We start from the raw sequence: 25,802 nt of genomic DNA on the forward strand, positions 1-25,802 counted from the left end.
ATAATTTCCAGCACCCGCGCTTTACGCTCTTTCGCGCTCAGCTTGGTGTTAATCAATAGTGGCTCTTCTAAAATTTTGCCCACTTTCTGGCGCGGATTGAGCGAGGCGTACGGGTTTTGGAACACAATTTGAATTTTCTCACGGCGGAGTTTTTTCACCTGTGCGTCGTTGACTAAAAAGTTTTGCCCGTTGTAATAAAGCTCACCCTCGGTTGGGTGTTCAATCATGGTTAACAGCCGCGCAAGGGTTGACTTGCCACAGCCAGATTCCCCTACCACGGCCAAGGTTTTGCCACGGCCGAGCTCAAATGACACGCCATCGAGGGCTTTGACCATTTGTTGCGGCGCAAACAGCCCCTTTTTCACCGGGTAATATTTTTTCAAATTCACGCCACGCAGCAAAGTTGGCTGCTCAGGTGTTGGTGTGTGTTGCAGATCAGACATGAACAGGCTCTCCTTGCGCATTAAGTGGCGTAAAACATTTCACGCGTCGCTCGCCAATGTGGCGCATTTCTGGCTCTTTGGCGCGACATTCATCGGTGGCATACGGGCAGCGTGGGTTGAGCAGGCACCCGCGTGGGCGGTCGTATTTGCCTGGCACCACCCCTGGCAGTGAATGCAGGCGGGATTTGCCCACTGCAAATTCTGGCAAGGATTGCAACAACGCTTGGGTATAAGGGTGCATCGGTTGAGCAAAAATCGCTTGTGCCGTGCCCTCTTCCACCACTTGGCCGGCATACATCACCAAAATGCGCTCGGCCGCTTCTGCCACCAAGGCCAAATCGTGAGTAATGAGCACCAATGCCATGTTTCTTTTTCTGCAATTCGAGGAGCAAATCAATAATCTGCGCTTGAATAGTAACATCAAGTGCGGTTGTCGGTTCATCGGCAATCAACAATTTTGGCCGGCAGGCAATCGCCATCGCGATCATCACCCGCTGGCTCATGCCGCCCGATAATTGGTGCGGATAGACCGACAAGCGGGATTCAGGGTCAGGAATACCCACCAAGTTCAGCAGCTCCAATGTGCGCTCACGGCGGCTTTGCTTGGTGCCACCCTCGTGCACTTTCAGTGCCTCCATAATTTGAAAGCCGACGGTGTAGGCTGGATTGAGGCTGGTCATTGGGTCTTGGAAAATCATCGCGATTTCAGAGCCAATTAGCTCGCGCTTTTGGTCTTCACTGATGGATAACAGATCATGATCAGCAAAGTTAAGTGCGGTTGCAGACACGCGCCCTGGGTAGTCAATCAAGCCCATCACAGCCAGTGAACTGACCGATTTGCCCGAGCCCGACTCACCCACAATGCCGAGCACTTCGCCTTGTTTAATTTTGTAACTGACGCGGTCCACCGCCTTGAACGGGGTTTTCTCATCGCCAAAATGAACGGATAATTCGTTAACTTCGAGTAATGACATCTTTTGCCCCACTTATTGTTTTAATTTTGGATCGAGCGCGTCACGCAAGCCGTCACCCATCAAGTTGAAGGCCAACACCGTGAGCAAAATCGCCAAGCCTGGGAAGGTCACCACCCACCATGCACGCTGCACAAATTGCAAGGCTTCCGCCAGCATCGCACCCCACTCAGGTGTTGGTGGCTGAGCACCGATACCCAAAAAGCCCAATGCGGCCATATCCAAAATCGCATTCGAAAAGCCCAATGTGGTTTGCACAATCAATGGCGCTAAGCAGTTTGGCAAAATGGTGATAAACATCAAGCGCAGCGCACTTGAGCCGGCCACGCGGGAGGCGGTAACGTAATCACGGTTGATTTCGTTAAGCACCGACGCCCTGGTTAAGCGCACATAGCTTGGCAGCGAAACAAAAGCGATGGCGAAGGAGGCGTTGATTAACGACGGCCCCAGCACCGCGACAATAGCAATCGCCAACAGCAAGCTTGGCAGCGCGAGCATAATATCAATGATGCGCATGATGATGATATCAATAATGCCGCCAAAATAGCCTGCGATCAGGCCTAAAATCACCCCAAACACCAGTGACAAGCCAACCACTAAAAGCCCGATAAATAACGACAAGCGCGCGCCGTGAATCAGACGCGAGAGAATATCACGGCCAACATCGTCGGTGCCTAAAATGTAGCTCCAGTTGCCGCCATCAAGCCACGCTGGCGGCAGCAGGAGGGCGTCACGCGCTTGCGAAATCGGGTCATGGGGGGGCGACCACATCGGCAAACACGCTGACTAAGAAAATAAGAACGATATAACTCAGGCCAATCACCGCGCCCTTGCTGTGGCTAAAATGAGACCAAAATTCAGCAATGGGCCCCTTGGGTGCTGGCGCGAGAGGTTTTACTTCAATTGCGTTTTCTGACATAACGTTGTGCTCACTCCAAGAATTATTTGCGATGACTAATGCGTGGGTTCAAAATGCCGTAGAGCAAATCCACAAACAAGTTCACCAAAATGATGATGGTGGCAATGATCAACACCGCCCCTTGCACCACAGGGTAGTCACGCGCGCGAATAGCCTCAATCACCCACTTACCAATGCCTGGCCAGGCGAAGATGGTTTCGGTTAAAATCGCGCCTGACAGCAGCTGGCCGACAATCAGCCCCACCACGGTGACTACGGGGATCAGCGCGTTGCGAAGCGCATGGACAATAATCACGCGCATTTTTGAAAGCCCTTTGGCGCGCGCGGTGCGGATGTAGTCTTCACCGAGCACTTCAAGCATTGACGAGCGCGTCATGCGCGAAATCACCGCCAGTGGGATGGTGCCGAGCACAATCGATGGCAGCACCAAGTGCGACAGCGCCGAGGCAAAGGCGCCCGGCTCGCCTGAGAGCCAGCTGTCAACGAGCATGAAGCCGGTGACATCATCTATCCAATATTCTGCGCCAATGCGTCCTGATACCGGCGTTAAATCCAGTTGCACCGACATCACCAGCATCAGCAACAAGCCCCACCAGAAAATCGGCATGGAGTAGCCGGTGAGAGAAACGGCCATCACGCTGTGGTCAAACACCGAGCCGCGCTTAACGGCGGCTAAAATCCCGATCGGGATGCCCAACAGCACCGCAAACAAAATCGCGCAGGTGGCCAGCTCAATGGTAGCGGGAAAGAGGCTTAAAAATTCGTCAATCACCGGCTGGCTGTTTTTAAATGAAATCCCTAAATCACCGTGGAAGAGATCGGTGAGGTAATTAAAATACTGCTGATATAACGGTAAGTCTAACCCCATTTGATGCAACATTTGCGCGTGCATTTCAGGCGAGAGCCCACGCTCACCCATGCGAATCTCCACAGGGTCCCCTGGGATAAAGTGAATCAACGCAAATGTAAATAATGTTATCCCGATGAAAGTGGGGATAATCATCAAAATACGTTTTAAGATAAATTGCAACATAGCTCGTTTTTCTCGAAAGTTGTCATTTAGGTAAAACTGATGACAATGAAGAGGAAGACCGCACTTTTACCATAAAAGTGCGGTTAAATTCAAATATTATTCTAATTCTACATAATAAAAGTTATGTAAGCCAAATGGATCGATCACATAATTTTTCACATTGCTGCGCAGTGGCAAGAATGTTTTGGAGTGAGCGATGGTAATCCATGGCGCTTGTTCTTTGAACACCACTTGCGCTTGCTCGTAGAGCTTGGTGCGCTCAGCTTGGTCTGTCACTTGCACCGCTTTGGTCACAAGATCGTTGAACGGTTGATAACAGAACTTCGCGTAGTTTGAGCCCTGCTCTGCAGAGGCGCAGCTTAACAAAGTGCCGAAGAAGTTATCTGGGTCACCGTTGTCACCTGTCCAGCCCATCAAGCCTGTTGGGTGCTCGCCTTTTTTCATGCGTTGGAGGTATTCACCCCACTCAAAGCTGACGATTTTCGCCTTCACGCCCACAGCGGCCCAGTCGGACTGAATCAACTCCGCCATACGGCGTGCGTTCGGGTTGTATGGGCGGGAGACTGGCATCGCCCAAATTTCGGTATCAAAGCCTTTTTCAAAACCCGCTTCTTTAAGCAATGCTTTGGCCTTTTCAACGTCATATGGGTAGTCTTTCACGCTGTCGTTGTAGCTCCACATGGTTGGTGGAATTGGGTTTTTCGCTTTGTCTGCCGCACCGAGGAACACCGCGTCGATGATCGCATCTTTATTCACCGCCAAATTCAACGCTTGGCGCACTTTTTCGTTGTCAAACGGCGCTTTTTTGGTGTTAAACGCCAAATAGCCGATGTTCAGGCCTGCTTCTTCCATCACTTTGATGTTTTTCTCGTTTTTCATCTGCTCGATATCCGCTGGGTTTGGATACGGCATGATTTGACACTCGCCTTTTTGCAGTTTGGCATAACGCACAGACGCATCCGGTGTGATGGCGAAGACTAAGCGGTCGATTTTTGAGCGGCCTTTCCAGTAGTCATCAAAGGCTTTGTAGCGAATGCTGGCGTCTTTTTTGTAGCTGACAAATTCAAATGGGCCAGTACCGATTGGGTTTTTGTCCACTTTGTCTGGAGAGCCGGCTTTAAGCATGGCATCGGCATACTCTTGCGAGAGAATGGAGGCAAAATCCATGCCGAGGTTAGCCAAAAACGGCGCATTTGGCTGCTTGAGGTGGAATCTCACGGTGTGGTCATCTACCTTTTCAACACGGTCGAGGATATTTTGCATATCCATGCCGACAAAATATTCATACCCGAGGTTAGACACATTGTGGTACGGGTGTTTGTCGTTCATTTGACGCTCAAATGAGAACACCACGTCGTCGGCGGTCATCTCACGAGTTGGTTTGAAATCTTTGTTTGATTGAAACTTCACGCCTTTGCGCAAATGGAAGGTGTAAACCAAGCCATCATCGCTGATCTCCCAGCTTTCTGCCAGTGATGGTTGCACCTCTGTTGTGCCGCGTTTGAACTCGGTCAAGCGGTTATAAATCGCCTGGCCACTGGCGTCGATAGACGCACCATCGGTCACCAATTGTGGGTTAAATGACGAAGGCGAGGCTTCAGAGCAATACACCAGCGTTTTGTTTTCTGCGTGAGCATTCACCGCCACGGCAAGCGCAACGGCCGTTAATGATAAGGTGGTTAATTTCTTCATCAATGCACTCCATAGTCAATCAAAAAGTATCAAAGTTAGGTAAGTAAGCGCAGGCTTTGCATGTGCTTGTCTTCATTGATAACACTAATTGACTTATTTAACAATATTTATACATAACTAATTGTTAAAAATTGAAGGTTCGTCAAAAAATTGGCGTGATTTTCTGCAAATTTTAAAGTTTTTCTTGCCCTTCTTGAACCGCACTTGGCAATTTTGCCGAAACACCAAATAGCAACTAACGATTAATCCGTTAGGAATTTGTTAAAATCTCGGCGTAAAAAATGGCAGCCGCAGCTGCCATACTCAAAGTGCGGTCAAGATTAATCCGCCAGGCGCACGCCGTAGAAGTAGCTATAACCAAATGGGCTTTGTTTATAGTCACGCACACGCAAGCTCAACGGCGTTGAGGTAATTGAGTGCGCAATTGGGATCCACGGCGCCTCGTCTTTGACAATCACTTGCGCTTTTTCATAGAGCTTGGTGCGCTCACCTTGGTCAAAGATTTTGGTGGCTTGCTCCAGCAATTGGTCAAACGGCTTGTTGCACCAGCGCGCATAGTTGCTATAACCAATGCTCGCACAGCTCAACAGCGGTGTGAAAAAGTTATCTGGGTCACCGTTATCGCCTGACCAGCCGAAGATGCCCGCAGTCAACAAGCCCTCTTTGGAGCGTTTGACATAATCACCCCATTCGTAGCTGACCAGTTTGACTTTCACGCCAATTTTCGCCCAGTCGTTTTGCAAAATCTCGGCTAAGCGGCGCGGGTTCGGGTTGGAGGCGCGCACCACAGGTTGCACCCACAGCTCGCTTTCAAAGCCGTTCGGATAACCTGCCTCGGCGAGTAATTTTTTCGCTTTTTCAAGATCAAATGGATAGTCTTTGATCGCATCGTTGTAGCCCCACACTGTCGGTGGCAATGGGTTTTTCGCAGGCTTACCGGCGCCTTGATACACCACTTTGATGATGGAGTCTTTATCGGTGGCGTAGTTCAACGCTTGGCGCACTTTTGGGTTGTCAAACGGTGCTTTTTCCACGTTCATGGCGATGTAAGACACGTTCATCCCTTCTTTTTCAATCATCTGAATTTTCGGGTCGTGTTTCATTTTTTCCAAATCGGCACTGTTCGGGAAGTCCATCATGTCGCAGCGGCCAGTTTGCAATTTGGCATAACGGGCGGTGGCATCGGGTGTGATGCTGAAGATCAAGCGTTTGATGGGTGCCACTTCACGCCAGTAGTCTTCATTGGCGGAAAAGCGAATCGCTTGGTCAAGTTTGTAGCCGTCAAACACAAACGGGCCGGTGCCGATTGGCTCGCGATCGATGGTTTCAGGCTTGCCTGCTTTGAGCATATTATCGGCATATTCTTTGGAATAAATCGAGGCAAAGTCCATCGCAATGGTGGCCAAGAATGGCGAGAACGGATATTGCAGCGTGAATTTCACGGTGTAGTCATCGACTTTTTCAATCGATTTGAGCAATTGGCTCATTTTCATCGCATTAAAGTACGGATACGTCCCTTTGGATACGCTGTGGTATGGGTTGTCTTCTTTCCATTGGCGATTGAACGAGAACAATACGTCGTCAGCGTTGAAATCACGCGTTGGTTTAAATACTTTGTTTGAGTGGAATTTCACCCCTTTGCGCAAATGGAAGGTGTATTCCAACCCGTCGTCGCTAATATCCCAGCTTTCCGCCAAGGCCGGCTCTAAATCGGTTGTGCCGCGCACAAAGCCAACCAAGCGCTCATACACTTGTTGCGAGCTGGCGTTATAGGAAATGCCGTCCATCTCCAAGGCAGGGCTAAAGCCACCTGGCGCGCGGCTGGTGCAGTTGATAAATGTATCTTTGTCTAAGGCTGAGGCGCTAGTGCTGACAGCCACTAAAAGTGCGGTTAAAGAGAGTGTTGCTCTAAGTTTCATTATTCCCCCTCGGAATCAACAATATGCAGGCATAAACCGTGCAAACAAGATAGCCTTTATCACGGAACTATCAAAATAGTTTATCGATCTTGAATATAACTAAATGTTCTAACAACTGTAATACAGCCGCGCGGATTTAGCAACTGCCTATTATTTCATCTTTGGGCGATTCATATTAGCGCCATCATCTCGTTTAAGGCGTGAAATAATCCACAATTGCACCACACACAAGCCCGCCACGGTGAAAAACGCGGCATGAAACGCTTGCAAAACCGCACTTTGGCCATAAAGGGCCAAGTAAATGTTCAACACCACTGCGGCAAAGGCGATGCCCAAACTTAGGCCCACTTGCTGGGTCACGCTCAGCAACGTTGAGCCCTCGCTGTTTTGCTCGGCCGAAAATTCACTGATGGTGAGTGTGTTAGTGGCGGTGAACAGCGTTGACATTGCCACGCCATAAATCACCAATGACACCAACAGCCAGCCAAGCGCCACCTTCGGTGCCATCAAGCCAAACAGCACAAGGCTTGAGGCCAGCGCGAGGGTGGCGAGCAGCAGCACGTTGCGATAACCCAGCCGCACCAGACACGGGCGCATTAACGGCTTGGATAAAATCGAGCTAATCGCAATGGGCACCAGCAGCCAGCCGGCAAGCTGGGCGGAATAGCCCAGCGCGACTTGCAGCATCAGCGGCAGCAAAAACGGCACGCCGGAGCCGCACAGGCGCAGCATCAAATTAGCCTGCGTGCCGATGGCAAACGTGCGGTAGCGAAACAGTGCAAAGCTCAACAATGGCTTGTCGATGCACTTGGCGTAAAGATAATACGCGAGCAACAGCACCAGCCCTGCGCCAAGCACCAGCGCGGCAAGCTTAAGCGAATGGGCGCGCGAGGCGAACATATCCAGCCCCAAGGTCAGCCCCACCAGCGCGCAACCAAAGAGCACAAAGCCGCGCCAATCCAGGCGGCCGACCGCACTTTGCATATTCGGCATAAACCGCCCACTGAGCCACAGGCCAAGCACACCGATGGGGATGTTGATGAGAAATATCCAGTGCCAGCTGGCGTACGTCACCAGCCAGCCGCCCAGCACAGGCCCCATAATCGGGCCGATGAGGCCGGCCATCACCATCATATTCCACACGCTAAGCACCTCATTGCGCGGCACCGATTTGATGATCGACAGCCGCGCGGTGGGCATCAGCAACGCCCCACCCAAGCCTTGCAGCACGCGCGAGGCGACGAGATAATCCAACGTGGTGGCCAGCGCACAACACAGCGAGCCGAGCACAAACAGCACAATCGCCAAGCGGAACATGCTCAGCGTGCCGAAGCGATCGGCCAGCCAACCGCTAAGCGGGATAAACAGCGCCATGGTCAACGCGTAGCTAATGACCGCCAGTTGCATTTGCAAGGGGGATTGGTTGAGATCCAGCGCGATGGCTGGCAGCGCGGTGTTGAGGATGGTGGCATCCAGCGTTTGCATGAAAAGTGCGGTTGAGGCAACCCACGCGAGCCCGCGCTGACTTTTGAGCATCGCTACACGCCTTGTTTTTGCCACCAGTCAAGCACAAAATCGGCGATGCGCTCAACATCATTGATATCAAAACAGACCGCACTTTGCGCCTGCGGCCACGGTGTGTCGGTGGCCACGGCTAGCACGTGTTCATCCAGCGCGGGCGGCGCTTTGCCGAGTGCGCGGCGATAAACGAGGATTTTGTCAATCGGCTCGTGTTTGAAGCCTTCCACCAAAATCACATCTGAAAGCGTGCGGTCAAACTGCGCAGCCAAGGTGGCCAGCGCCACCGGCTTTGGCGTTTCGGTCATGATCGCCCAGCGTTGATCGCAGGTCACCGCCACTTGCTTGGCGCCCGCTTCGGTCATACGCGCGCTGTCTTTGCCCGGCTTGTCGGTTTGAATGTGGTGGTGCGTGTGTTTGATTACACTCACGCGCAACTGACGCGCTGCCAGCGCGGGCAGCAGTTTTTCCAGCAACGTGGTTTTGCCACTGCCGCTATACCCGCTGATGCCGAGCATCGGTAGGGCTTGCTGGGTAGGCAAAGTGCGGTCAAGTTCGCGCAGTTGCTCGGGGTAATTGATGTTGGCGAAGCGGCTGGCTTGGTCGGAAAAATCCACCACCGTGTAGCGCTGACGCTGCATAAAATCACGCACCTTGCGCCCGCCGCCGAAAAGATAATCCTGCAAATACGGGATCAAGCTGCGGCGCATCAGCACAAAGGTGGGGTGCTCGCGCTCGCCGTCGCTGACATAGGCAATGTCAACCGCACTTTGCTCTAATTGGGCATAAAGGCGCGCGCAAAGATCCGACGGCAAAAAAGGCGCGTCGCACGGCACAAACAGCACGCAGTCACTTTGCGCGTGCATTAGGCCTGTGAGCATGCCACTCAGTGGCCCCAAAAAGCCGTCGAGCTCATCTTTCACCACCGGCAGGCCACTTTGGGCGTAGCGCTCAAGGTGGCGGTTAGCGTTGATGAGCACCGAGCGCACTTGCCCTTTGAGCCGGTCATAGACCCACTCAAACAGCGGCTTTTGGTGCAACAACTGCAAACCTTTGTCTTCACCTTGCATGCGTCTGGATAGCCCACCGCACAAAATGACAGCATCAATTGCGTCCATTTTTATCAATCTCTCTTTAGAAATGGTTCATACAATGGTATCATCGCCCCCATTGATCACCAAATAGTTATTCATTAGGATAAGTTATGAAATGTCATCGTTTAAATGAAGTATTAGAGCTGCTGCAACCCTATTGGTCACAAGAGCCCGATCTCCACTTAACGCAAATTTTGCAAAAAATCGCCGATGAGGCCGGCTTTGACAAACCCGTGGCGGAGCTCACCGATGAGGTGATTATCTATCACTTGAAAATGGCCGGCACCGACAAACACGCGCCGATCCCAGGCATCAAAAAAGACTACGAAGACGATTTCAAAACCGCACTTTTAAAATCCCGCGGCATCTTGAAAGACTAAGCAATAAGGACATTCAATGAAAAAATGGATTGTGATGGCGCTCGTGGCGCTTTTCGCCCTGCCAAGCTTGGCGGAGAATTTCACCCCTGAACAAGGCAAGCAGTACCAAAGTGTGGAGCTGCCACGCGCAGCGAACAAACAAGTGATCGAGTTTTTCTCGTTCTACTGCCCGCACTGCGCCGCGTTTGAGCAAGAGTACAAAATCCCACAAAAAGTGCGTTCAGGCTTGCCTGAAGGCGCGGAGTTTGTGCAATACCACGTCAACTTTTTAGGCCGTCAGTCTGAAAACTTAAGCCGTGCGTGGGCCTTTGCGAATGTTTCCAACACCACAGACAAAGTGGAAGACGCGCTGTTTAACGCCACCCAAGCGGGCAAAATCAACTCAATGGACGACATCCGCCAAGTGTTTATCGACGCAGGCGTGAGCGCTGAGAGCTTTGACGGCGGCATCAACAGCTTTGCCGTCAACGGCTGGGTGAACCAACAAAACCAAGCCTTTGAGCAATACAAACAGCAAATTGAAGGCGTGCCGGCGTTTTTCGTCAACGGCAACCAAAAATTGCTGGTTGAGGGCTTCAAATTTGATGTCAGCGACAACAACGGCATCGCCCAATTTGCCGAGCACTACGCCCAAACCGTGCTGTATTTGCTCAACAAATAACCGCACTTTGCCTTTCAAACCCACCGCTTGGTGGGTTTATTTTTGCCCTTGAAATTGTGATTTTGAGCCTTATATCTAAACGGTGATGTTTTTTAAAAGGATAAATTATGAGCCAAAATCAAGAAACCCGTGGATTTCAATCGGAAGTGAAGCAACTGCTGCAATTGATGATCCACTCACTGTATTCCAATAAAGAAATTTTCCTGCGTGAGCTGATTTCCAACGCCTCTGACGCCGCCGACAAGCTGCGCTTTAAAGCCTTGAGCACGCCTGAATTGTATGAAGGCGACGGCGAGCTGCGCGTGCGCATCAGTGCTGATAAAGACAACGGCACGCTGACCATCAGCGACAACGGCATCGGCATGAACCGCGAGCAAATCATCGACAACCTCGGCACCATCGCCAAATCTGGCACCAAAGCGTTTTTAAACGAACTGGGGGCGGAAAATGCCAAAGACTCTAACCTCATCGGCCAATTTGGGGTTGGCTTTTATTCTGCCTTTATTGTGGCGGATAAAGTCAGCGTGAAAAGCCGCCAAGCCGGTGAAAGTGCGGATAAAGGCGTGCTGTGGGAGTCCAGCGGGGAGGGTGAATACAGCGTGGCGGATATCGAAAAAGCCGAGCGCGGCACCGAGATCACGCTGCATTTGCGTGAAGACGAAAAAGCCTTTTTAGACGACTGGCGGCTGCGTGAGGTGATCAACAAATACTCCGATCACATCGATTTGCCGGTGGAATTGCTGGTGCAAGAATTTGACGACGACGGCAAAGAAACGGGCGTGAAATGGGAAAAAGTTAACAAAGCGCAAGCGCTGTGGACTCGCAATAAATCCGAGATTTCCGACGACGAATATAAAGAATTTTATAAGCACATTTCCCACGATTTCAACGATCCACTGCTGTGGGCGCACAACCGCGTGGAGGGCAAGCAAGAATACACCAGCCTGCTCTACTTGCCTGAAAAAGCACCGTGGGATCTGTTCAACCGCGAATACAAACACGGCTTGAAGCTCTATGTGCAACGCGTGTTCATCATGGACGACGCCGAGCAATTTATGCCGAACTATTTGCGCTTTATGAAAGGCTTGATCGACTCCAATGACTTGCCGCTTAATGTCTCGCGTGAAATTTTGCAAGATAACAAAATCACCCAAGCATTGCGCAAAGCGCTGACCAAACGCGCGCTGGGCATGATGGAAAAACTCAGCCAAGACAAAGACAAATACGCCGCGTTTTGGAAGGAGTTCGGCCTGGTGCTCAAAGAGGGCGTGGCGGAAGATTTTGCCAACAAAGAGGCGATCGCCAAATTGCTGCGCTTTGCTAGCACGCACATCGATTCCAGCGAGCAAACGGTGTCGTTGGAGGACTACATCGCGCGCATGAAAGAGGGCCAGAAAGCAATTTATTACCTCACCGCCGACAGCTACATTGCGGCAAAAAACAGCCCGCACTTGGAGCTGTTCAACAAAAAAGGCATTGAAGTACTGCTGCTCTCGGATCGCATTGATGAGTTTATGCTTGGCTACTTAACCGAATTTGACAGCAAGCTGCTGCAAGCCATCACCAAATCCGACCTCGATTTAGGTGAGCTGGCGGACAAAGACGAAGAAAGCGCGCAAAAAGCCAAAGATGAGGAATTTGCCTCTTTCATTGAGCGCGTGAAAGGCTACTTGGGTGAGCGCGTAAAAGACGTGCGCTTGACCCATCGCCTCAGCGACACGCCGGCGGTGGTCTCGACCGATAATGATCAAATGACCACGCAAATGGCGAAACTCTTCGCTGCCGCCGGCCAAGCGGTGCCGGAGGTGAAATACACCTTTGAGCTCAACCCTGAGCACAATTTGGTGAAACGCACCGCGGATATCAGCGATGAGGCGGAGTTTGCCGAGTGGGTGGAATTGCTGCTTGACCAAGCGCTGCTCTCAGAGCGCGGCGCGTTGGAAAACCCGGCAGCGTTTATCAAACGCATGAACAAATTGTTAGGCTAACCAACGCCAAAACACAAAGTGCGGTCAGCGTTTGCTTGACCGCACTTTTTTATGTCTAAATCAAAGTTTTAACTGCTGCACCACTTTTTTCGCTTTCGCCAAGAAGGCCTTACGCTCTTTGGCCGGCAGCCCGGCGTTGTTGCCCGGCAGCTTCACCGTCATCGGGTTGACGGGGCGATCGTTGATGTGAAATTCATAATGCAAATGCGGTCCGGTTGAGCGCCCTGTGTTGCCTGAAAGGGCAATGCGCTGCCCGCGCTTGATTTGCTGGCCCGGTTTGACCAACGTGCGGCTTAAGTGCATATACACCGTTTTGTAATTGCGCCCGTGTTGCAACACCAAATAGCGCCCCGCACCGCGCGCTTGATAGGCCACCTTCACCACCTGCCCATCGGCTGGCGCAATCACCGGCGTGCCCAACGGCACAGAGAAATCGACCCCTTTGTGCGGCGACACACGCTTGGTGATCGGGTGGCGACGATACGGGTTAAACGGGGAAGAAATCCGCGGCTGGCGGGTGAGCGGATAACGCGCGAAGCCGCGCCCAAGCGTTTCCCCATTCACGTTGAAATAAGCACCATTGGCCGCTTGAATGGCGTAATAACTTTTGCCGTTGTGCAGCACATGGATGGCGTCGACCTTGCCTTGGCCGGTGAGTTTGTCGCCTAGATATTCCCGCGTCATCAAAATCGCGAATTTGTCTCCCTTGTGCAGTTCGCGCATTTTCACCTGCCATTGCAGCGCGTTGGAGAGCAATTTGATTTGGCGTAAAGAGAGCCCCTTGCGGTTCAAGCTGGCGGAAAAGCTGCCTGAAATCTCGCCTTTGATCACCTCGGTTTTCCAAACACTTTTCTTCTCAAGAATTTGACGCTTGAATTTGCCGTCGGCTTGGCGCTGGAAGATTTGTTCTTGCGCGTCAGAAACCAGCCAGTTGATGTATTCCACCTGGTCGTTTTTATCCAACACCCAATAAAATTGTTGGCCCGCTTTGAGTTTTTTCAACTCTGGGTATTGCGCAATCAGCGCTTTCGCCACTTTTGGATCTTGGCCAGATTGCTCTAAAATATCTTGCAGCGTTTCGCCGCCGACCACCGTTTCACTAAACTGATTGTTAATCCGCCAGGCTTGATCAGCGGCATCAATTAAGGTGTCGATGGCATCTTGCGCTTCAGGCGGCAAAAAGTCGGTATTATCGGTTAAATTCTCCGAGCCTGGCTCGACTTCATCATCTTTGCCTGCAAGGCCATCGTCTTCACCGTCTTGGCTGTCGTCACTTTGGGCAAGCGTGCCTTCATTTGCCTCACTTTCGGCTGACTCTTGCCCCTCTTCGCTGGAACTCGCTTGGTCAGCTTCAGGCGAGACCGCACTTTGTGTTTCTGCACCAGTTTCAGGGGCATTTTGCGCCGTTTTCGGAACTAAATCTTCCGTGGCAACATATTCGGTGGGGTGCTGGGCGTCTTGCGCGCTTTCATGCTTGGGGAACAGCGACGGGTAGAGAAAATAAAGTGCCAGCGCCCACAGCAGGACAAACAGCGTCACAAAAGCAATTTTGCGGTTACGCTGACGACGTTTTCGATCGCGGGCTAAAATAACGTTTTTCACTTCATAGTCTCTTGGTTAATCGCGCTTATTTTACGGCAAAGTGAGCCCCGTGCCTAATTAAAGATAGTGTTAAGACAGCAAATCACGGCCAAAAGTTCTAAAGTGCGGTGCAATTGCTGATTTATCACTCACCACTGTTGGATTATTGAGCAACATATTGTCTCGCTCGCGAAAATCGGCTATTCTTGCGTTTTTATCACAAGGCAAAGTGCGGTGACAACTCAACCCTCCCCATTAATTGAATTGCAAGACATCACGGTGATGGTGGGCGACAAAACGATTTTAAGCCACATCAACCTCACGCTCTTCCCCAACACGGTCACCACCATTGTGGGGCCTAATGGCGGGGGCAAATCCACCTTGCTGAAAGTGCTGCTCAAACTCATCGCACCAAGCCAAGGGCGCGTCAAGCACGCCAAAGGGCTGCGCATTGGCTATGTGCCGCAGAAAATTCACCTTGACCCGACGCTGCCGATCACGGTGAAAAAGTTCCTCTCTCTCAACCGCTTTTGCAATAAAAATGCGCGTGATGAGGTGCTAGCGGAGCTGAAAATCACCCATTTGAAAGCGCAAACCATGCACAAGCTCTCCGGCGGCGAGATGCAACGGGTGCTGCTCGCCCGCGCGCTGTTAAATCGCCCGACCTTACTGGTGCTTGATGAGCCGGTGCAAGGAGTGGACATCACCGGCCAAGCCGAGCTTTATCAGCTGATTAACCAAAGCAAATCTAAATTCAACTGCGCGGTGCTGATGGTTTCTCACGATCTCCACATCGTGATGGCCAACACCGATCATGTGTTGTGCGTCAATCAGCATTTGTGCTGCGCGGGCACGCCGCAGGCAGTGTCAGAGCACCCGCAATTTATCCACTACTTTGGCGATCAATTTGCGCAAACCTTTGCGCTCTACACCCACCACCACAACCACAAACACAACCTCCACGGTGATGTGTGCTGCGCCAACAACCAGCCAACACGCCCCGATGTGGTGTGCCAACATAAGGAATAAGCGATGTTTGATATTCTCTTCCCTGCCTGGCTGTGCGGCATGGTGCTTTCCACCATCACCGCGCCCCTTGGCTCGTTTGTGGTGTGGCGCAAAATGTCTTATTTCGGCGACACCCTCTCTCACGCCTCGCTGTTAGGTGTAGCGCTGGGGCTATTTTTCTCGCTTAATCCGTACCTAGCGGTGGTGATTATGGTGCTGGTGATTGCCGTGGCACTGGTGTGGCTTGAAAATCACACCGCCTACTCGCTTGACACCATTCTCGGCACCATCGCCCACAGCGCACTTTCTTTGGGGGTGGTGGCGATTGCGCTAATGCAAAACGTGCGGGTGGATTTGATGTCTTATCTTTTTGGCGATATTCTCTCGGTGGACTACGACGATTTGCGCTGGGTCGGCGCGGGCGCGCTGATTGTGTTGAGCATTTTGCTATGGCAGTGGAAGGCCTTTCTCTCCACCACCATCAGCCCCGAGCTGGCGCAGGTCGAGGGCGTGAACGTTAAACGCGCACGCTTGTTGATTGTGCTGATCACCGCACTAACCATCGCCTTAAGCATGAAATTTGTCGGTGCGCTTATCATCACCTCGCTGCTGATTATCCCCGCCGCCACTGCGCGGCGCTTTGCCCACACGCCAGAGCAAATGGTGGGTTTTGCCTTTGTCATCAGCGCGATAGACATCACCTTAGGCCTCACCCTTTCTGCCTTTTACGACACCCCCGCCGGCCCGTCGATTGTGATTGGCGCCGCGGCAATGTTTGCGCTCTCCTTATTCAAACGTCAGCATTGAGCATAAAAAAGCCTGCATCATGCAGGCTTTTGTTTGTAAAACACAAAGTGCGGTTATTTCTTCTCGCTGAGGTATTGCGCGTAATCAGCGGCAATGTGTTCGGCCTCGGTGGCGTAGAAGTCGGGCGCTTCGTAGTCTTTCGGCAAATCGTCAATGGATTTGAGCGGCTTTTTGCCTTCAGCTTTAAAGCGCGCGTTGAGCACCGCCAAGCGGCGCGCGTCGTCTTTGTCGTTTTCCTCTTTGCGCTCTTTGAGATTAAGCGAGAGGAATTTGCGCTCCGCGCGGGCTTGTTGAATTTCTAAGTCTTTTTTCAGCTCGATAAATTCACGCTCATTGGCCATGCGTTTTTCATGGCGCGGCACAAGGTAGTCAATCGCGCCTTTTTCGCTGGCCTGGGCGGTGTAGTTGGCCGCAGGGATTTTATCCCACGGCAGCGCATTGTCTTCACTGCTTTCACCGTTTTCTTTGATGTCGATACGCTCAGGGAAGGCAATCTCTGGCTCCACGCCTTTGATTTGTGTGCTGCCACCATTGATGCGGTAGAATTTTTGAATTGTGTACTGAATAAAACCCAGCGGCAACTCGTTGATGTCGTAGACAAAATTCAACGGTCGGCTTTGTTGCACGGTGCCTTTGCCGAAGGTTTTTTGGCCTAAAATCAGCGCACGGTGGTAATCTTGCATCGCCGCGGCAAAAATTTCACTGGCCGAGGCGCTATAGCGGTTAATCATCACCACCAGCGGGCCGCCGTAGACTTGCGTGCTGTCAGGGTCTTGATGAATGCGGATGCGGTTGTAGGCATCACGCACTTGCACCACCGGCCCGTCTGAGATAAACAAGCCGCTCATGCCCACCGCTTCGGTCAGCGCGCCGCCGCCGTTGTTGCGCAGATCAATCACCAAGGCCGCGATTTTTTTCTTCTCGGCATCAAGCAGCAATTTGCGCACATCGTCGGTCAAGCCAATGTAGAAGCTTTTGATTTTAATCACGCCGATGTTTTTGCCATCAATTTTGTTGATCTCAAGCTTTGCGGCGTTGTCTTCAATGCGAATTTTATCGCGCACTAAGGTGACAATTTTAGTGCGGCCCCCTTTGGCGGGTTGAATTTCCAACCGCACTTTGGTGCCTTTTTTGCCTTTGATTTTATCCACCACGTCATCAAGCCGCCAGCCGATCACATCTTCAATCTCGCCTTTGGCTTGCCCGACACCGAGGATTTTATCCCCCGGCGCGATGCGTTTGCTTTTCTCCGCCGGCGCCCCAGGCACCAGTGAGCGGATCACGGTTTCGTCATCTTCTGATTGCAAGGTTGCGCCAATGCCCTCAAGTGAGAGGTTCATATCTTCGGTGAAACTTTTGGCGCTGCGCGGTGAAAGATAGCTGGTGTGCGGGTCAATCTCACGCGCGAAGGAATTCAAAAACAGCTGAGAAATGTCGTCTGCTTTGGTTTGCGTCAAGCGTTTGATCGCCAAATTGTAGCGCTTGGTCAGGCGTTTTTTAATCTCTGGCCATTTTTGTTTTTCAACCGCTCAGAAATCACGTCGTTTTTGTAGCGTTGCAGCCACAGTTTGTCGAGCTCCGCTTCGTCTTTTGGCCAGGTGGTCATTTTCGAGCGGTCAATTTCAATTTGATCGCCACCGTTGAGATCGGGCTCTTTATCAAGCAAGGTGAGCAGATATTTAAAGCGCTCATAACGGCGCTGCGCCATCAGTTGGTAGGCGTTGCGAGCCAGCGTTAAATCGCCATTATACAACCCTTGGGTGAGTTGCTCGTCGGCTTGTTGGCGCAGTTTGTCCACATCCGATTGCAAAAACGTGTTGTGGCTGTAATCCAAAAAGTTGAGATAGCGCGTGAAGATTTTTTTCGCAAACGCATCATCAAGCGTAAACTTGCGATAATGGGATTGCGTCAAGCGCGCGGTTACCCGCTTGGCGGCAATCGACTGGCTTTCGCCCATTTCGGGCATTTTGATTTGCTCATAGGTGATCGCAGGCTTGAGCGCAAAACTCGCCTGTGAAAAAGAGAAAAAAGAAACTAACAAAAGGGCGCTGAGCCCCTGCTGTAGTTTTTTAAGCTTCATTACGACTACCTTGTCATTACTTTTTACGTTCAAAAAACAAAACACCGCACATTGGGCGACCAAGTGCGATGGCTGTTGAGTTTACGCGTGGTATAAATGTTCAAATGGCACGTTGAGTGTCATGCCGCTGTTGAGCTGCACTTTGGCGGCATCTTTCATCACATCCAGCACCACCGCGTCATTGATGCGCTCGGCCACTTTCACCTTCACTGCCTCGCCTTTCGCGAGGGTGTCGGCTTGCACCGCTTTTAAATTCACTTTCGGTGCTTTGCTTGGCGCTTTCGCCGGGCGCGGTTTTTTCACGGCTTTGACCGCACTTTTGCCTTTTCGTTCATCTTTTTTATTCGCGTTTTGCTGGGCACGGCGTTGCGCCACGCGCGCTTTGGCTTCTTTTAGCTCGGCTTGGGCGTGCTCAATGTGCTCTTGCTCCAAGGCACCGGCGTCATTGCCGTCGAGGTCAACGCGCACCGCGCCTTCTTTGCAGCCGTAGAGATAACGCCAGCTGGAGGTGTAGTGGCGCAAGGCGTGGCGGATTTGCGTTTTGCTCACGTTTTCATCGCCTTCCAACGCGGTGGCCAAATCTTGGAAAATGCCAATTTTCAGCGGGCGGGCTTCGCCTTCGAGGGTGAAACAGCGCGGGAATTTTTCGTTGAGATACGCCAGCACTGCTTTTTGGTTGGCAAATTTTGAATTTTGGGTTGGTGCGCTGCTGGCCTGCTCGGCACTGGCTTGCGCGTTTTGAATTTCGTCAGACATTAATGCTTCCTGTGCAATGGTCGAAAATGAATTCATTAAAGAGAAATATAGTGCCATAGTCTAGCGTAAATTCGCCCACAATGACAATATAAAGTGGCGTTTTGCGCCACAAACCGCACTTTTACATTCAACATAGTCATTAATTTGAGATTGTATTATACTTAGCGCCAATCAAACCAAGGGAGATATGGCCATTAGCGCGCGATTTTACCGAACCGAAAACGACCACTTGCTGCGTTGCGAAGAGTGCGACTTGCTTGTCGACATTCCGCGCCTGCACGGCAAGCAAAGCGCCGATTGCCCGCGTTGTGGCCACCTGTTGCGCTCAGGCAGCCGCTGGAGTTTAAACCGCTGCGCGATCATTGCGCTGTCGATTTTGATTTTAATGCCCTTTGCCTTCACCTTCCCACTACTAAGCATTGACCTGCTCGGCGTGCCGATTCACGCCTCGGTATGGAGCGGCGCGTGGAATATTGCCGTCGGCGGCGATGTCTACACCGGCTTTATGGTGCTGCTGTGCGCGATTATTATGCCGCTGTGCTTTGCCGCGCTGGTGCTGTTTTTGTGGCTGGCCAAGCGCTTTGACCACCGCCCGCGCAATTTATTGTTAATGCTTGGCTACATCAAACCCTGGGTGATGCTGGATGTCTACCTCGTCAGCCTGGGCGTGGCGGCGTTTAAAGTGCGGGAGTATGCCGATTTGCATATTGATATTTACTTCAGCGCGTTTGTCTTCACCGCACTTTTAACCACGTTGCTGTTTATCAAAATCAACCCGCTGGCGTTGTGGAACGAATTTTACCCGCGCTTTCACTACCCGCGCGATGAAAGTGCGGTCACTGGCACCATTCGCCAATGCCACTGCTGCGAATTTGCCTTTGAAGAACACCGCGGCGTGAAAGACACCCAAGGCCGGCTTTACTGCCCGCGCTGCGAATCACTGCTCGATATCAACGATAAAATCAAACTTCAGCGCACGTGGGCGGCGCTGATTGCGGGCATGATTATGCTGATCCCGGCCAATGTGTTGCCGATTTCGTTTATCTACCTCAATGGCGTGGCCAGCGGTGATACGCTGATTTCAGGCGTGTGGTCGTTTTTGCAACAAGGCAGCTATTTTGTCGCCTTTGTGGTCTTCACCGCCAGTATTTTTGTGCCTTTTAGCAAAGTGTTTGCGTTGATTTATTTGCTGGTGAGTGTGCACACCCAAAACGCCCGCCACATTCACTTTAAAATGAAATTGTTGCATTTTGTGCATTTTGTTGGCCGCTGGTCTATGCTAGATTTATTTGTATTATCTTTGATGATGTCGCTGGTCGCCCGCGGGCAGATTATTAATTTTTCCGTAGGCCCTGCCGCCTTTTATTTTGGCGCAGCGGTGTTTTTAACCATGATTGCCGCCGAGCAATTTGACAGCCGAATTTTGTGGAAACTCTATGACAGACAACAAGCTTGACCCTCAACCCAAAACCGCGCCGCAAGACAAACCGCGCAGTGCCACGATTCGTCGCTTGCGCAGCATTTCGCCGTTTTGGCTGCTGCCGATTGTCGCGCTGATTATCGGCATTGCCCTGTTTGCCCGCATTTTGGACGAGCGCGGTGAAACCATCACCATCTATTTCACCAATGGCGCGGGCATCACCGCCAACAAAACGCCGATTCGCTACCAAGGCCTGCAGGTTGGGCTCGTGAAAAAAGTGCGGTTCACCGACGATTTAAAACAAATTGAAGTCACCGCCAGCATCGACACCGCCGCCAAAACCATTTTGCGTGAAAACACCAAATTCTGGCTGGTGCAACCGAGCGCCTCGCTGGCGGGTGTTTCAGGCCTTGATGCGTTGGTCTCCGGTAACTACATCACGCTCTCGCCTGGTGACGGTGAAAGCGCCGATGAATTTGTGGCGGAATCCGAAGGGCCAATGGCGCAGCTCGACCAAGGCGATATTTTAATTCACCTGCTGGCCGACAGCTTAGGCTCGATCTCCTCGGGCGCGTCAGTTTATTACCGCAAAATGCCCGTGGGCACCATCGCTGATTACCGCTTTTTGCAAGATCAGCAAAAAGTCGAAATTGATGTGGTGATCCAAAAGCCGTATGTCCATTTGGTGAAAGAAAACTCTCGCTTTTGGAACAGTTCCGGCATTCAAGCCGATGTGAGCCTGTCAGGCATCAGCGTTGATGTGGACAGCGTCACTTCAATGATCATGGGCGGTGTGTCGTTTGACTCACCAAAAGAATCACCGCCGGCGGAGAGTGGCGCCACCTTCACGCTCTACGCCGATCAAAAAGCAGCGCAGCGTGGCATTATTGTCGATGTGCAAATCCCGAACATTCCAGGGTTGAAAGTCAACACCACGCCAGTGTATTACCAAAATTTCAAAGTCGGCTCCCTGCTCACGTTAGATGGCAACACCAGCGACAAGCCAAGCCACTATGTCGCCGGCCAATTGCTGCTGAACCAAAATATGAAAAAGTTGCTGAAAAGCTCGACCAAAATTGTGCTCAATGAAAATTCCCTGAGCTCAGCCAGTTTCAGCAGCCTTGACAAACTCTTAGCCGGCCCCTCTTTCACCTTGATTCAAGGCGAGGGCGGCGAGGCGCAAGAAAGCTTTAAAGTGCTGACACAATCTGAATTATTGCTCAGCCTGCCAAACACCTTGGTGCTCAACCTCAAAGCGCCTGAAACCTACAACGTCAATGTCGGCCAAGGGATTTATTACAACGGCATCCGCATCGGCGAAATCGCTAAACGCGATGTATCCATTGACGGTGTGGAGTTTCAGCTGGCGATAGCGGAAGAATACCGCCACTTGATTCACGCCAACAGCAAATTTGTTGCGGCGTCCAATTTGGATGTCAAAATTGGCGTCGACGGCATTCAATTCAACGCCGCCACGCCTGAAAAATGGCTGCAAGGTGGCATTCGCGTGGTCGCCATGCCTGAAGAAAAGGGCCAAGGCGAACCGCTGAAAACCTACCCGTTGTATAAAGACGTGGACGACGCCAACGCGGGCATCGACAGCGGCAACCTCAAACCGACGATCACGCTCAAAGCGCAAAGCCTTTCAGGCATTGATAAAGGCTCATTAGTGCTCTACAAGCAGTTCCCTGTCGGGCACATCGTCAACGTGCGGCCAACGCAAAACGCCTTTGAGGTCGATGTGTTTATCGACAAGCCGTACCGCACTTTGCTCACCAAACGCTCTAAGTTTTGGATTGCCAGCGCCGCGAAAGTGGACCTCTCCCCTAAAGGCGTGAGTGTGCAGGCCAGCCCGATTATGCGCACGCTCAAGGGCGCAATCAGCTTTGACAACCTGGGCGCGGCGAACCAATCAGCCACCTTATTTGCCAGTGAAACCGCTGCGCAATCGGCGGGCAATGAGCTGATTTTCTACGCCCAAGATGCGAAAAATTTGAGCATCGGCATGCCTGTGCGCTACAAAGGCCTAACCATCGGCGAGCTCAGCGCGTTGGATTTAGACAGCAAAAATAACCGCATCAAAGCCCGCGCGCTGATTCAAGGGCAATACTACGCGCTGGTGAGCAAAAAAGGCAGCAGCTTTAGTGTGATTTCACCTGAAATTTCCGCCGGCGCGATTGAAAACATCGACAGCTTGTTGCAGCCCTACATTGACGTGCAACTCGGCCAAGGCGCGAGTGCCAAAACCTTCACGCTGCACCAGCAGCAAAGCCTCTCGACCAAATTCACAACAGGCCTGCCGCTGATTTTGGAAACCACCAGTGCGTTTAACCTCTCGGAAGGATCGCCGGTGCAATACCGCGGCGTGGAAGTGGGGATCGTGAAAAAAATGCGCTTAAGCCAGTTGGGCGATCGCGTGTTGGTGGATGTGATAATCGGCAATCAATACAAGCACTTGGTGCGCAACAATTCGCAATTTTGGATTTCATCCGGCTACAGCTTTGATGTGGGCTTGAAGGGCTTTGCGTTTGAAACCGGCAGCATGCAGCAATTCTTAAAAGGCGGCATCACCTTTGGCACGCCGTCAGGGCAAGTGGTGCAACCGATGGCCAAGCCAAACCAACGCTTCTTGCTGCAACAGCAATTGCCAGACAATTCCAAGCAGTGGAACCAAGGCGCAGCGCAATAGCGCAAAAGGCAAAGTGCGGTCAAGCGCACTTTGCTTAGCCGTCAATCACCATTTGCGCCATGATCTCGCCTGAGAGCTGCATCCCTTGCAGGCTCAGCAGCGCCTTGCGGGTGGCAAAATTAAACCCACCGATGGACAAACTCGGGCAAGCAATGCCAAAGCGGGCCAAATGCGCGCCCATTGGTGTGGTGAGCGCGCAGCCTGTGGCTAAATCCAGCCCGCATTGGCGCGCTGCACGCTGTGCTACTTTCAGCGCCAGCGGTGATTGCGCCACGTTCGCGGCCATATTCTCCACCACATCACCGAGCTGAAAACGCGCGGCCACGCCGGTGCGCTGGGCGTTTTCCAGCGCGCGTTCAACCGCACTTAGGCATTCGTCAAAGCCCGCGCGCGCCAACGCCGACACGCGGTAGTGCATCTTCACTTGTTGTTCATTGCCTTGCAACTCCAGCAGCTGTAAGCCGTGGCTAATGTGGCGAGAAAAGTGGTGCTGCAGCGCACAGCCGTACTCCAACACATTGCCCTCACCGTCATCGGCAAGCACAATGGCCAGATCGGCGCTGTAAAGGTTTTCCACCTCCAAGCGCCCAACGCCTTCGGCCTGCAGGCTGAACATCACATCACAGTGAAAGTCATCAAAAAAGCGCGCGTCAAGCGCCACGGCGTTATCAGGTACAAACGCCACACGCAAATTGTTAGCGCGCGTTTGGCCTTGTAGCTGCTCAAGCAGCGTCATCACAAGCGCGATGGCGCCTTTACTTTGCGCGCCGAGGCCGTGTTTGCCATCACCAATAATTAAGGTTTGCTCATGCAGCTGGTGCATAAACGGGAATTGCACGGGGCTGATGCACACATTGCTCTCCCCGAGCGAAATATCCCCGCCGCGGTAGCTCGGCAAAATTTCAGGGGCAACGTCTTTGCAAGCCAGCTCCGCAGGGGTGGCTAAATCCAGCAAAAAGCCGATGGTGGGCTTATTCGCCGTGCTGGCAGGCAAAAGTGCGGTCAGGCTGCCATCTTTTGCGAGGGTTATCTCTTTTAAGCCCAGCTCGGCAAGCTCAGCGCGCAACTGCTCTGCCAGTGCGCGTTGGCCTGGGCAGGCTTGCAGCTTGTGCCCGCGCAGCTTGGTTTGGCAATCAAATGCCAAATAACGAAAAAAGCGCTCTAATAATGGGTCGGTCACAACAGCCTCCAATGTCAATGGCGCTATTATAAAACGCACTCGGGCCGCGTGAGATGATTTACAACAAACTTTTGCAACATTCACAACTTGCGCCAGCGCACAATTTGTTTAATCAACACTTGAGTTTATGGCTGTTGAGCGGTATGTTATAAGCCTATTGTTAATTCAAAAGAGAGCATTTATGAACATTATCCTCCTCGGCGCGCCAGGTGCTGGCAAAGGCACTCAGGCCCAATTCATCATGAACGAATACAACATCCCGCAAATCTCCACCGGCGACATGCTGCGCGCGGCCATCAAAGCCGGCAGCGAGCTGGGCAAGCAAGCCAAAGTGCTGATGGATGCCGGCAAGCTCGTGCCCGATGATTTGATCATCGCCTTGGTGAAAGAGCGCGTGGCGCAAGATGATGCCAAAAACGGCTTTTTGCTCGACGGTTTCCCGCGCACCATTCCGCAAGCTGATGCGTTGAAAGAGGCGAATATCAAAGTCGATTATGTGCTGGAGTTTGATGTGCCCGATGAAGTGATTGTTGAACGCATGAGTGGCCGGCGCGTGCATCAGCCATCAGGGCGTGTCTATCATGTGGTGTACAATCCGCCTAAAGTGGACGGCAAAGATGATGTCACTGGTGAAGACTTAATTATCCGTGCGGATGACAAGCCAGAAACCGTGCTGGATCGCTTAAAAATCTACCACAACACCACCAAGCCATTGGTGGAGTACTATCAGCAAGAAGCCCGCGATGGCAATACACAATACTTCCGCCTCGACGGCACACAAAGTGTGGACAGCGTAAGCCAAGAGTTGAAATCGATTTTAGGCTAAAGTGCGGTTGAAGGCTTAGCAAAAAGCCCAGTGGTAACCATTTTTGAAAACGGTTGCCACTGGGCTTTTGTCATAGTGGTTGCCACATCGCGCTTTGCGTCGGTAGCTACCTTTACCCTTTTTGGGTTTTTCAATACGTTCTCGAAAGAGTTTGTCGGTCACCAGCGCTTTGAGTGCGTTGTCGTTGATGACGCCGCGTTGATGCTGGTAGGCGTTGTTTAATTTCTTTTTGCTCATCGTTTCTCCTTGGTTAATTTGGCGTTTATTATACGCACTTTTGCTTTGGGTGCAAATGGTGGGTTTGATTGGGTCATAACTCCGTTGTCACCATCTTTGGTGATCTGTTTTCTTTCATCACTCCGTCATAGCGCTACGGTTTCGCCGTTGGCGACTTCCTTTCTTTGCTTGTCCAAAGAAAGGAAGCAAAGAAACGACAGCCATTTTTAAGGAAATCTCACTTGTTGGGAATTTCTACGTCGCATTTGATGCAGGCGCTCAAATGCTTCCTTGAAATTCAACCAACCGCTCCATTTCCGCGCGAAAAATGGCGGGATCTAACTACAACGCTCCGTGTTTTCAACATCAAAGTGCGGTCGCATCTATCGTAAAACCGCACTTTAAATCTCTTTTAACCACACTTTATGTTTTGCAAAAATCAAAACTTAATGATGCGATCCGCCCCCGGAATAAGATGCTGAGCGTGTGCCTAAAGTGCTAGGCGAGTGAGGGTTTGATCCCGAGCGAGCCGTAGCAATTTGGCGCTAAGCGAATATCTTATGGACAGGGGCAAACGCCCTTTCTTTCCCCGATTTCTTTGGGCGAGCAAAGAAATCGGGG

General features: G+C 51.7%; 18 protein-coding genes and 3 pseudogenes. 8 read left to right on the top strand and 13 right to left on the bottom strand.

Translation table 11 applies throughout. The features are described from left to right. The 8 genes and pseudogenes from HPC37_RS09370 to mobA form a co-directional block, all read right to left on the bottom strand. Positions 1-443 (bottom strand): ATP-binding cassette domain-containing protein (locus HPC37_RS09370; protein WP_208122867.1); only part of this gene is annotated, 443 nt, incomplete at its 3' end. Continuing rightward, positions 436-1,417: pseudogene (dppD, locus tag HPC37_RS09375) on the bottom strand (dipeptide ABC transporter ATP-binding protein). The gene HPC37_RS09370 and the pseudogene dppD, both read right to left, overlap by 8 nt. A gap of 12 nt (positions 1,418-1,429) precedes the next feature. Next, positions 1,430-2,333, bottom strand: a pseudogene (gene dppC / locus HPC37_RS09380) (dipeptide ABC transporter permease DppC). A gap of 22 nt (positions 2,334-2,355) precedes the next feature. Then, positions 2,356-3,366: an ABC transporter permease subunit gene (locus HPC37_RS09385; RefSeq protein WP_208120317.1), complete on the bottom strand. Its 1,011-nt coding sequence runs from the start codon at positions 3,364-3,366 to the stop codon at positions 2,356-2,358. Positions 3,367-3,462: 96 nt separating this feature from the next. Further along, a complete protein-coding gene (locus HPC37_RS09390; RefSeq protein WP_208122868.1) occupies positions 3,463-5,058 on the bottom strand; it encodes an ABC transporter substrate-binding protein in 1,596 nt (531 codons plus the stop codon). A gap of 320 nt (positions 5,059-5,378) precedes the next feature. After that, positions 5,379-6,977, bottom strand: a complete 1,599-nt coding sequence (locus tag HPC37_RS09395; RefSeq protein WP_208122869.1) for an ABC transporter substrate-binding protein — start codon at positions 6,975-6,977, stop codon at positions 5,379-5,381. A 150-nt stretch (positions 6,978-7,127) separates the two neighbouring features. Then, entirely contained in the window at positions 7,128-8,513 is a 1,386-nt protein-coding gene (locus HPC37_RS09400) for a DHA2 family efflux MFS transporter permease subunit (RefSeq protein ID WP_208122870.1), read from the bottom strand. Positions 8,514-8,515: 2 nt separating this feature from the next. Then, positions 8,516-9,613 (bottom strand): molybdenum cofactor guanylyltransferase MobA, encoded by a 1,098-nt coding sequence (mobA, locus tag HPC37_RS09405; protein ID WP_208122871.1) that lies wholly within the window; start codon positions 9,611-9,613, stop codon positions 8,516-8,518. Positions 9,614-9,699: 86 nt separating this feature from the next. Here mobA and HPC37_RS09410 point away from each other — a divergent pair, with 86 nt between their 5' ends. The 3 genes from HPC37_RS09410 to htpG all read left to right on the top strand — a co-directional run bounded on the left by HPC37_RS09410 (position 9,700) and on the right by htpG (position 12,618). Then, the gene (locus HPC37_RS09410; protein WP_208122872.1) at positions 9,700-9,969 is read left to right on the top strand and encodes a YihD family protein; all 270 of its coding nucleotides are present in this window, start codon (positions 9,700-9,702) and stop codon (positions 9,967-9,969) included. A gap of 16 nt (positions 9,970-9,985) precedes the next feature. Further along, positions 9,986-10,630: a DsbA family protein gene (locus tag HPC37_RS09415; protein WP_208122873.1), complete on the top strand. Its 645-nt coding sequence runs from the start codon at positions 9,986-9,988 to the stop codon at positions 10,628-10,630. 107 nt (positions 10,631-10,737) lie between these two features. After that, positions 10,738-12,618, top strand: coding sequence for a molecular chaperone HtpG (htpG, locus tag HPC37_RS09420; protein WP_208122874.1), 1,881 nt, complete (start codon positions 10,738-10,740; stop codon positions 12,616-12,618). 60 nt (positions 12,619-12,678) lie between these two features. On the opposite strand, the gene mepM is transcribed toward htpG, so the two are convergent. Then, positions 12,679-14,220, bottom strand: coding sequence for a murein DD-endopeptidase MepM (mepM, locus tag HPC37_RS09425; RefSeq protein WP_208122875.1), 1,542 nt, complete (start codon positions 14,218-14,220; stop codon positions 12,679-12,681). A gap of 213 nt (positions 14,221-14,433) precedes the next feature. On the opposite strand from mepM, the gene znuC reads away from it, so the two are divergent. Continuing rightward, the gene (znuC, locus tag HPC37_RS09430) at positions 14,434-15,228 is read left to right on the top strand and encodes a zinc ABC transporter ATP-binding protein ZnuC (RefSeq protein ID WP_345790036.1); all 795 of its coding nucleotides are present in this window, start codon (positions 14,434-14,436) and stop codon (positions 15,226-15,228) included. 3 nt (positions 15,229-15,231) lie between these two features. Then, the gene (gene znuB / locus HPC37_RS09435; protein ID WP_208122876.1) at positions 15,232-16,014 is read left to right on the top strand and encodes a zinc ABC transporter permease subunit ZnuB; all 783 of its coding nucleotides are present in this window, start codon (positions 15,232-15,234) and stop codon (positions 16,012-16,014) included. 53 nt (positions 16,015-16,067) lie between these two features. Here the strand turns inward: znuB and prc are convergent. Both prc and proQ read right to left on the bottom strand, forming a co-directional pair. Continuing rightward, a pseudogene (gene prc, locus HPC37_RS09440) lies at positions 16,068-18,094 on the bottom strand (carboxy terminal-processing peptidase). Positions 18,095-18,175: 81 nt separating this feature from the next. Continuing rightward, positions 18,176-18,850 (bottom strand): RNA chaperone ProQ, encoded by a 675-nt coding sequence (gene proQ / locus HPC37_RS09445; protein ID WP_208122877.1) that lies wholly within the window; start codon positions 18,848-18,850, stop codon positions 18,176-18,178. Between the two features lie 187 nt (positions 18,851-19,037). Here proQ and HPC37_RS09450 point away from each other — a divergent pair, with 187 nt between their 5' ends. Continuing rightward, positions 19,038-20,306: a paraquat-inducible protein A gene (locus HPC37_RS09450; protein WP_208122878.1), complete on the top strand. Its 1,269-nt coding sequence runs from the start codon at positions 19,038-19,040 to the stop codon at positions 20,304-20,306. Next, the gene (locus HPC37_RS09455; RefSeq protein WP_208122879.1) at positions 20,287-22,959 is read left to right on the top strand and encodes a PqiB family protein; all 2,673 of its coding nucleotides are present in this window, start codon (positions 20,287-20,289) and stop codon (positions 22,957-22,959) included. Before HPC37_RS09450 ends, HPC37_RS09455 begins: the two co-directional genes overlap by 20 nt. Positions 22,960-22,993: 34 nt before the next feature. On the opposite strand, the gene HPC37_RS09460 is transcribed toward HPC37_RS09455, so the two are convergent. Further along, entirely contained in the window at positions 22,994-24,139 is a 1,146-nt protein-coding gene (locus HPC37_RS09460) for a zinc-binding metallopeptidase family protein (RefSeq protein ID WP_208122880.1), read from the bottom strand. 181 nt (positions 24,140-24,320) lie between these two features. Between HPC37_RS09460 and adk the strand changes: the two genes are divergently transcribed. Further along, a complete protein-coding gene (gene adk, locus HPC37_RS09465) occupies positions 24,321-24,965 on the top strand; it encodes an adenylate kinase (RefSeq protein ID WP_208122881.1) in 645 nt (214 codons plus the stop codon). A 15-nt stretch (positions 24,966-24,980) separates the two neighbouring features. Here adk and HPC37_RS09470 read toward each other — a convergent pair whose 3' ends face one another. Further along, positions 24,981-25,202 carry an alternative ribosome-rescue factor A gene (locus HPC37_RS09470; RefSeq protein ID WP_208122882.1) on the bottom strand — a complete coding sequence of 74 codons (222 nt, stop codon included), beginning with the start codon at positions 25,200-25,202 and terminating at the stop codon, positions 24,981-24,983. Positions 25,203-25,802: the final 600 nt, after the last annotated feature.

It is taken from the genome of Spirabiliibacterium mucosae (assembly GCF_014884965.1).
Lineage (GTDB): Bacteria > Pseudomonadota > Gammaproteobacteria > Enterobacterales > Pasteurellaceae > Spirabiliibacterium > Spirabiliibacterium mucosae.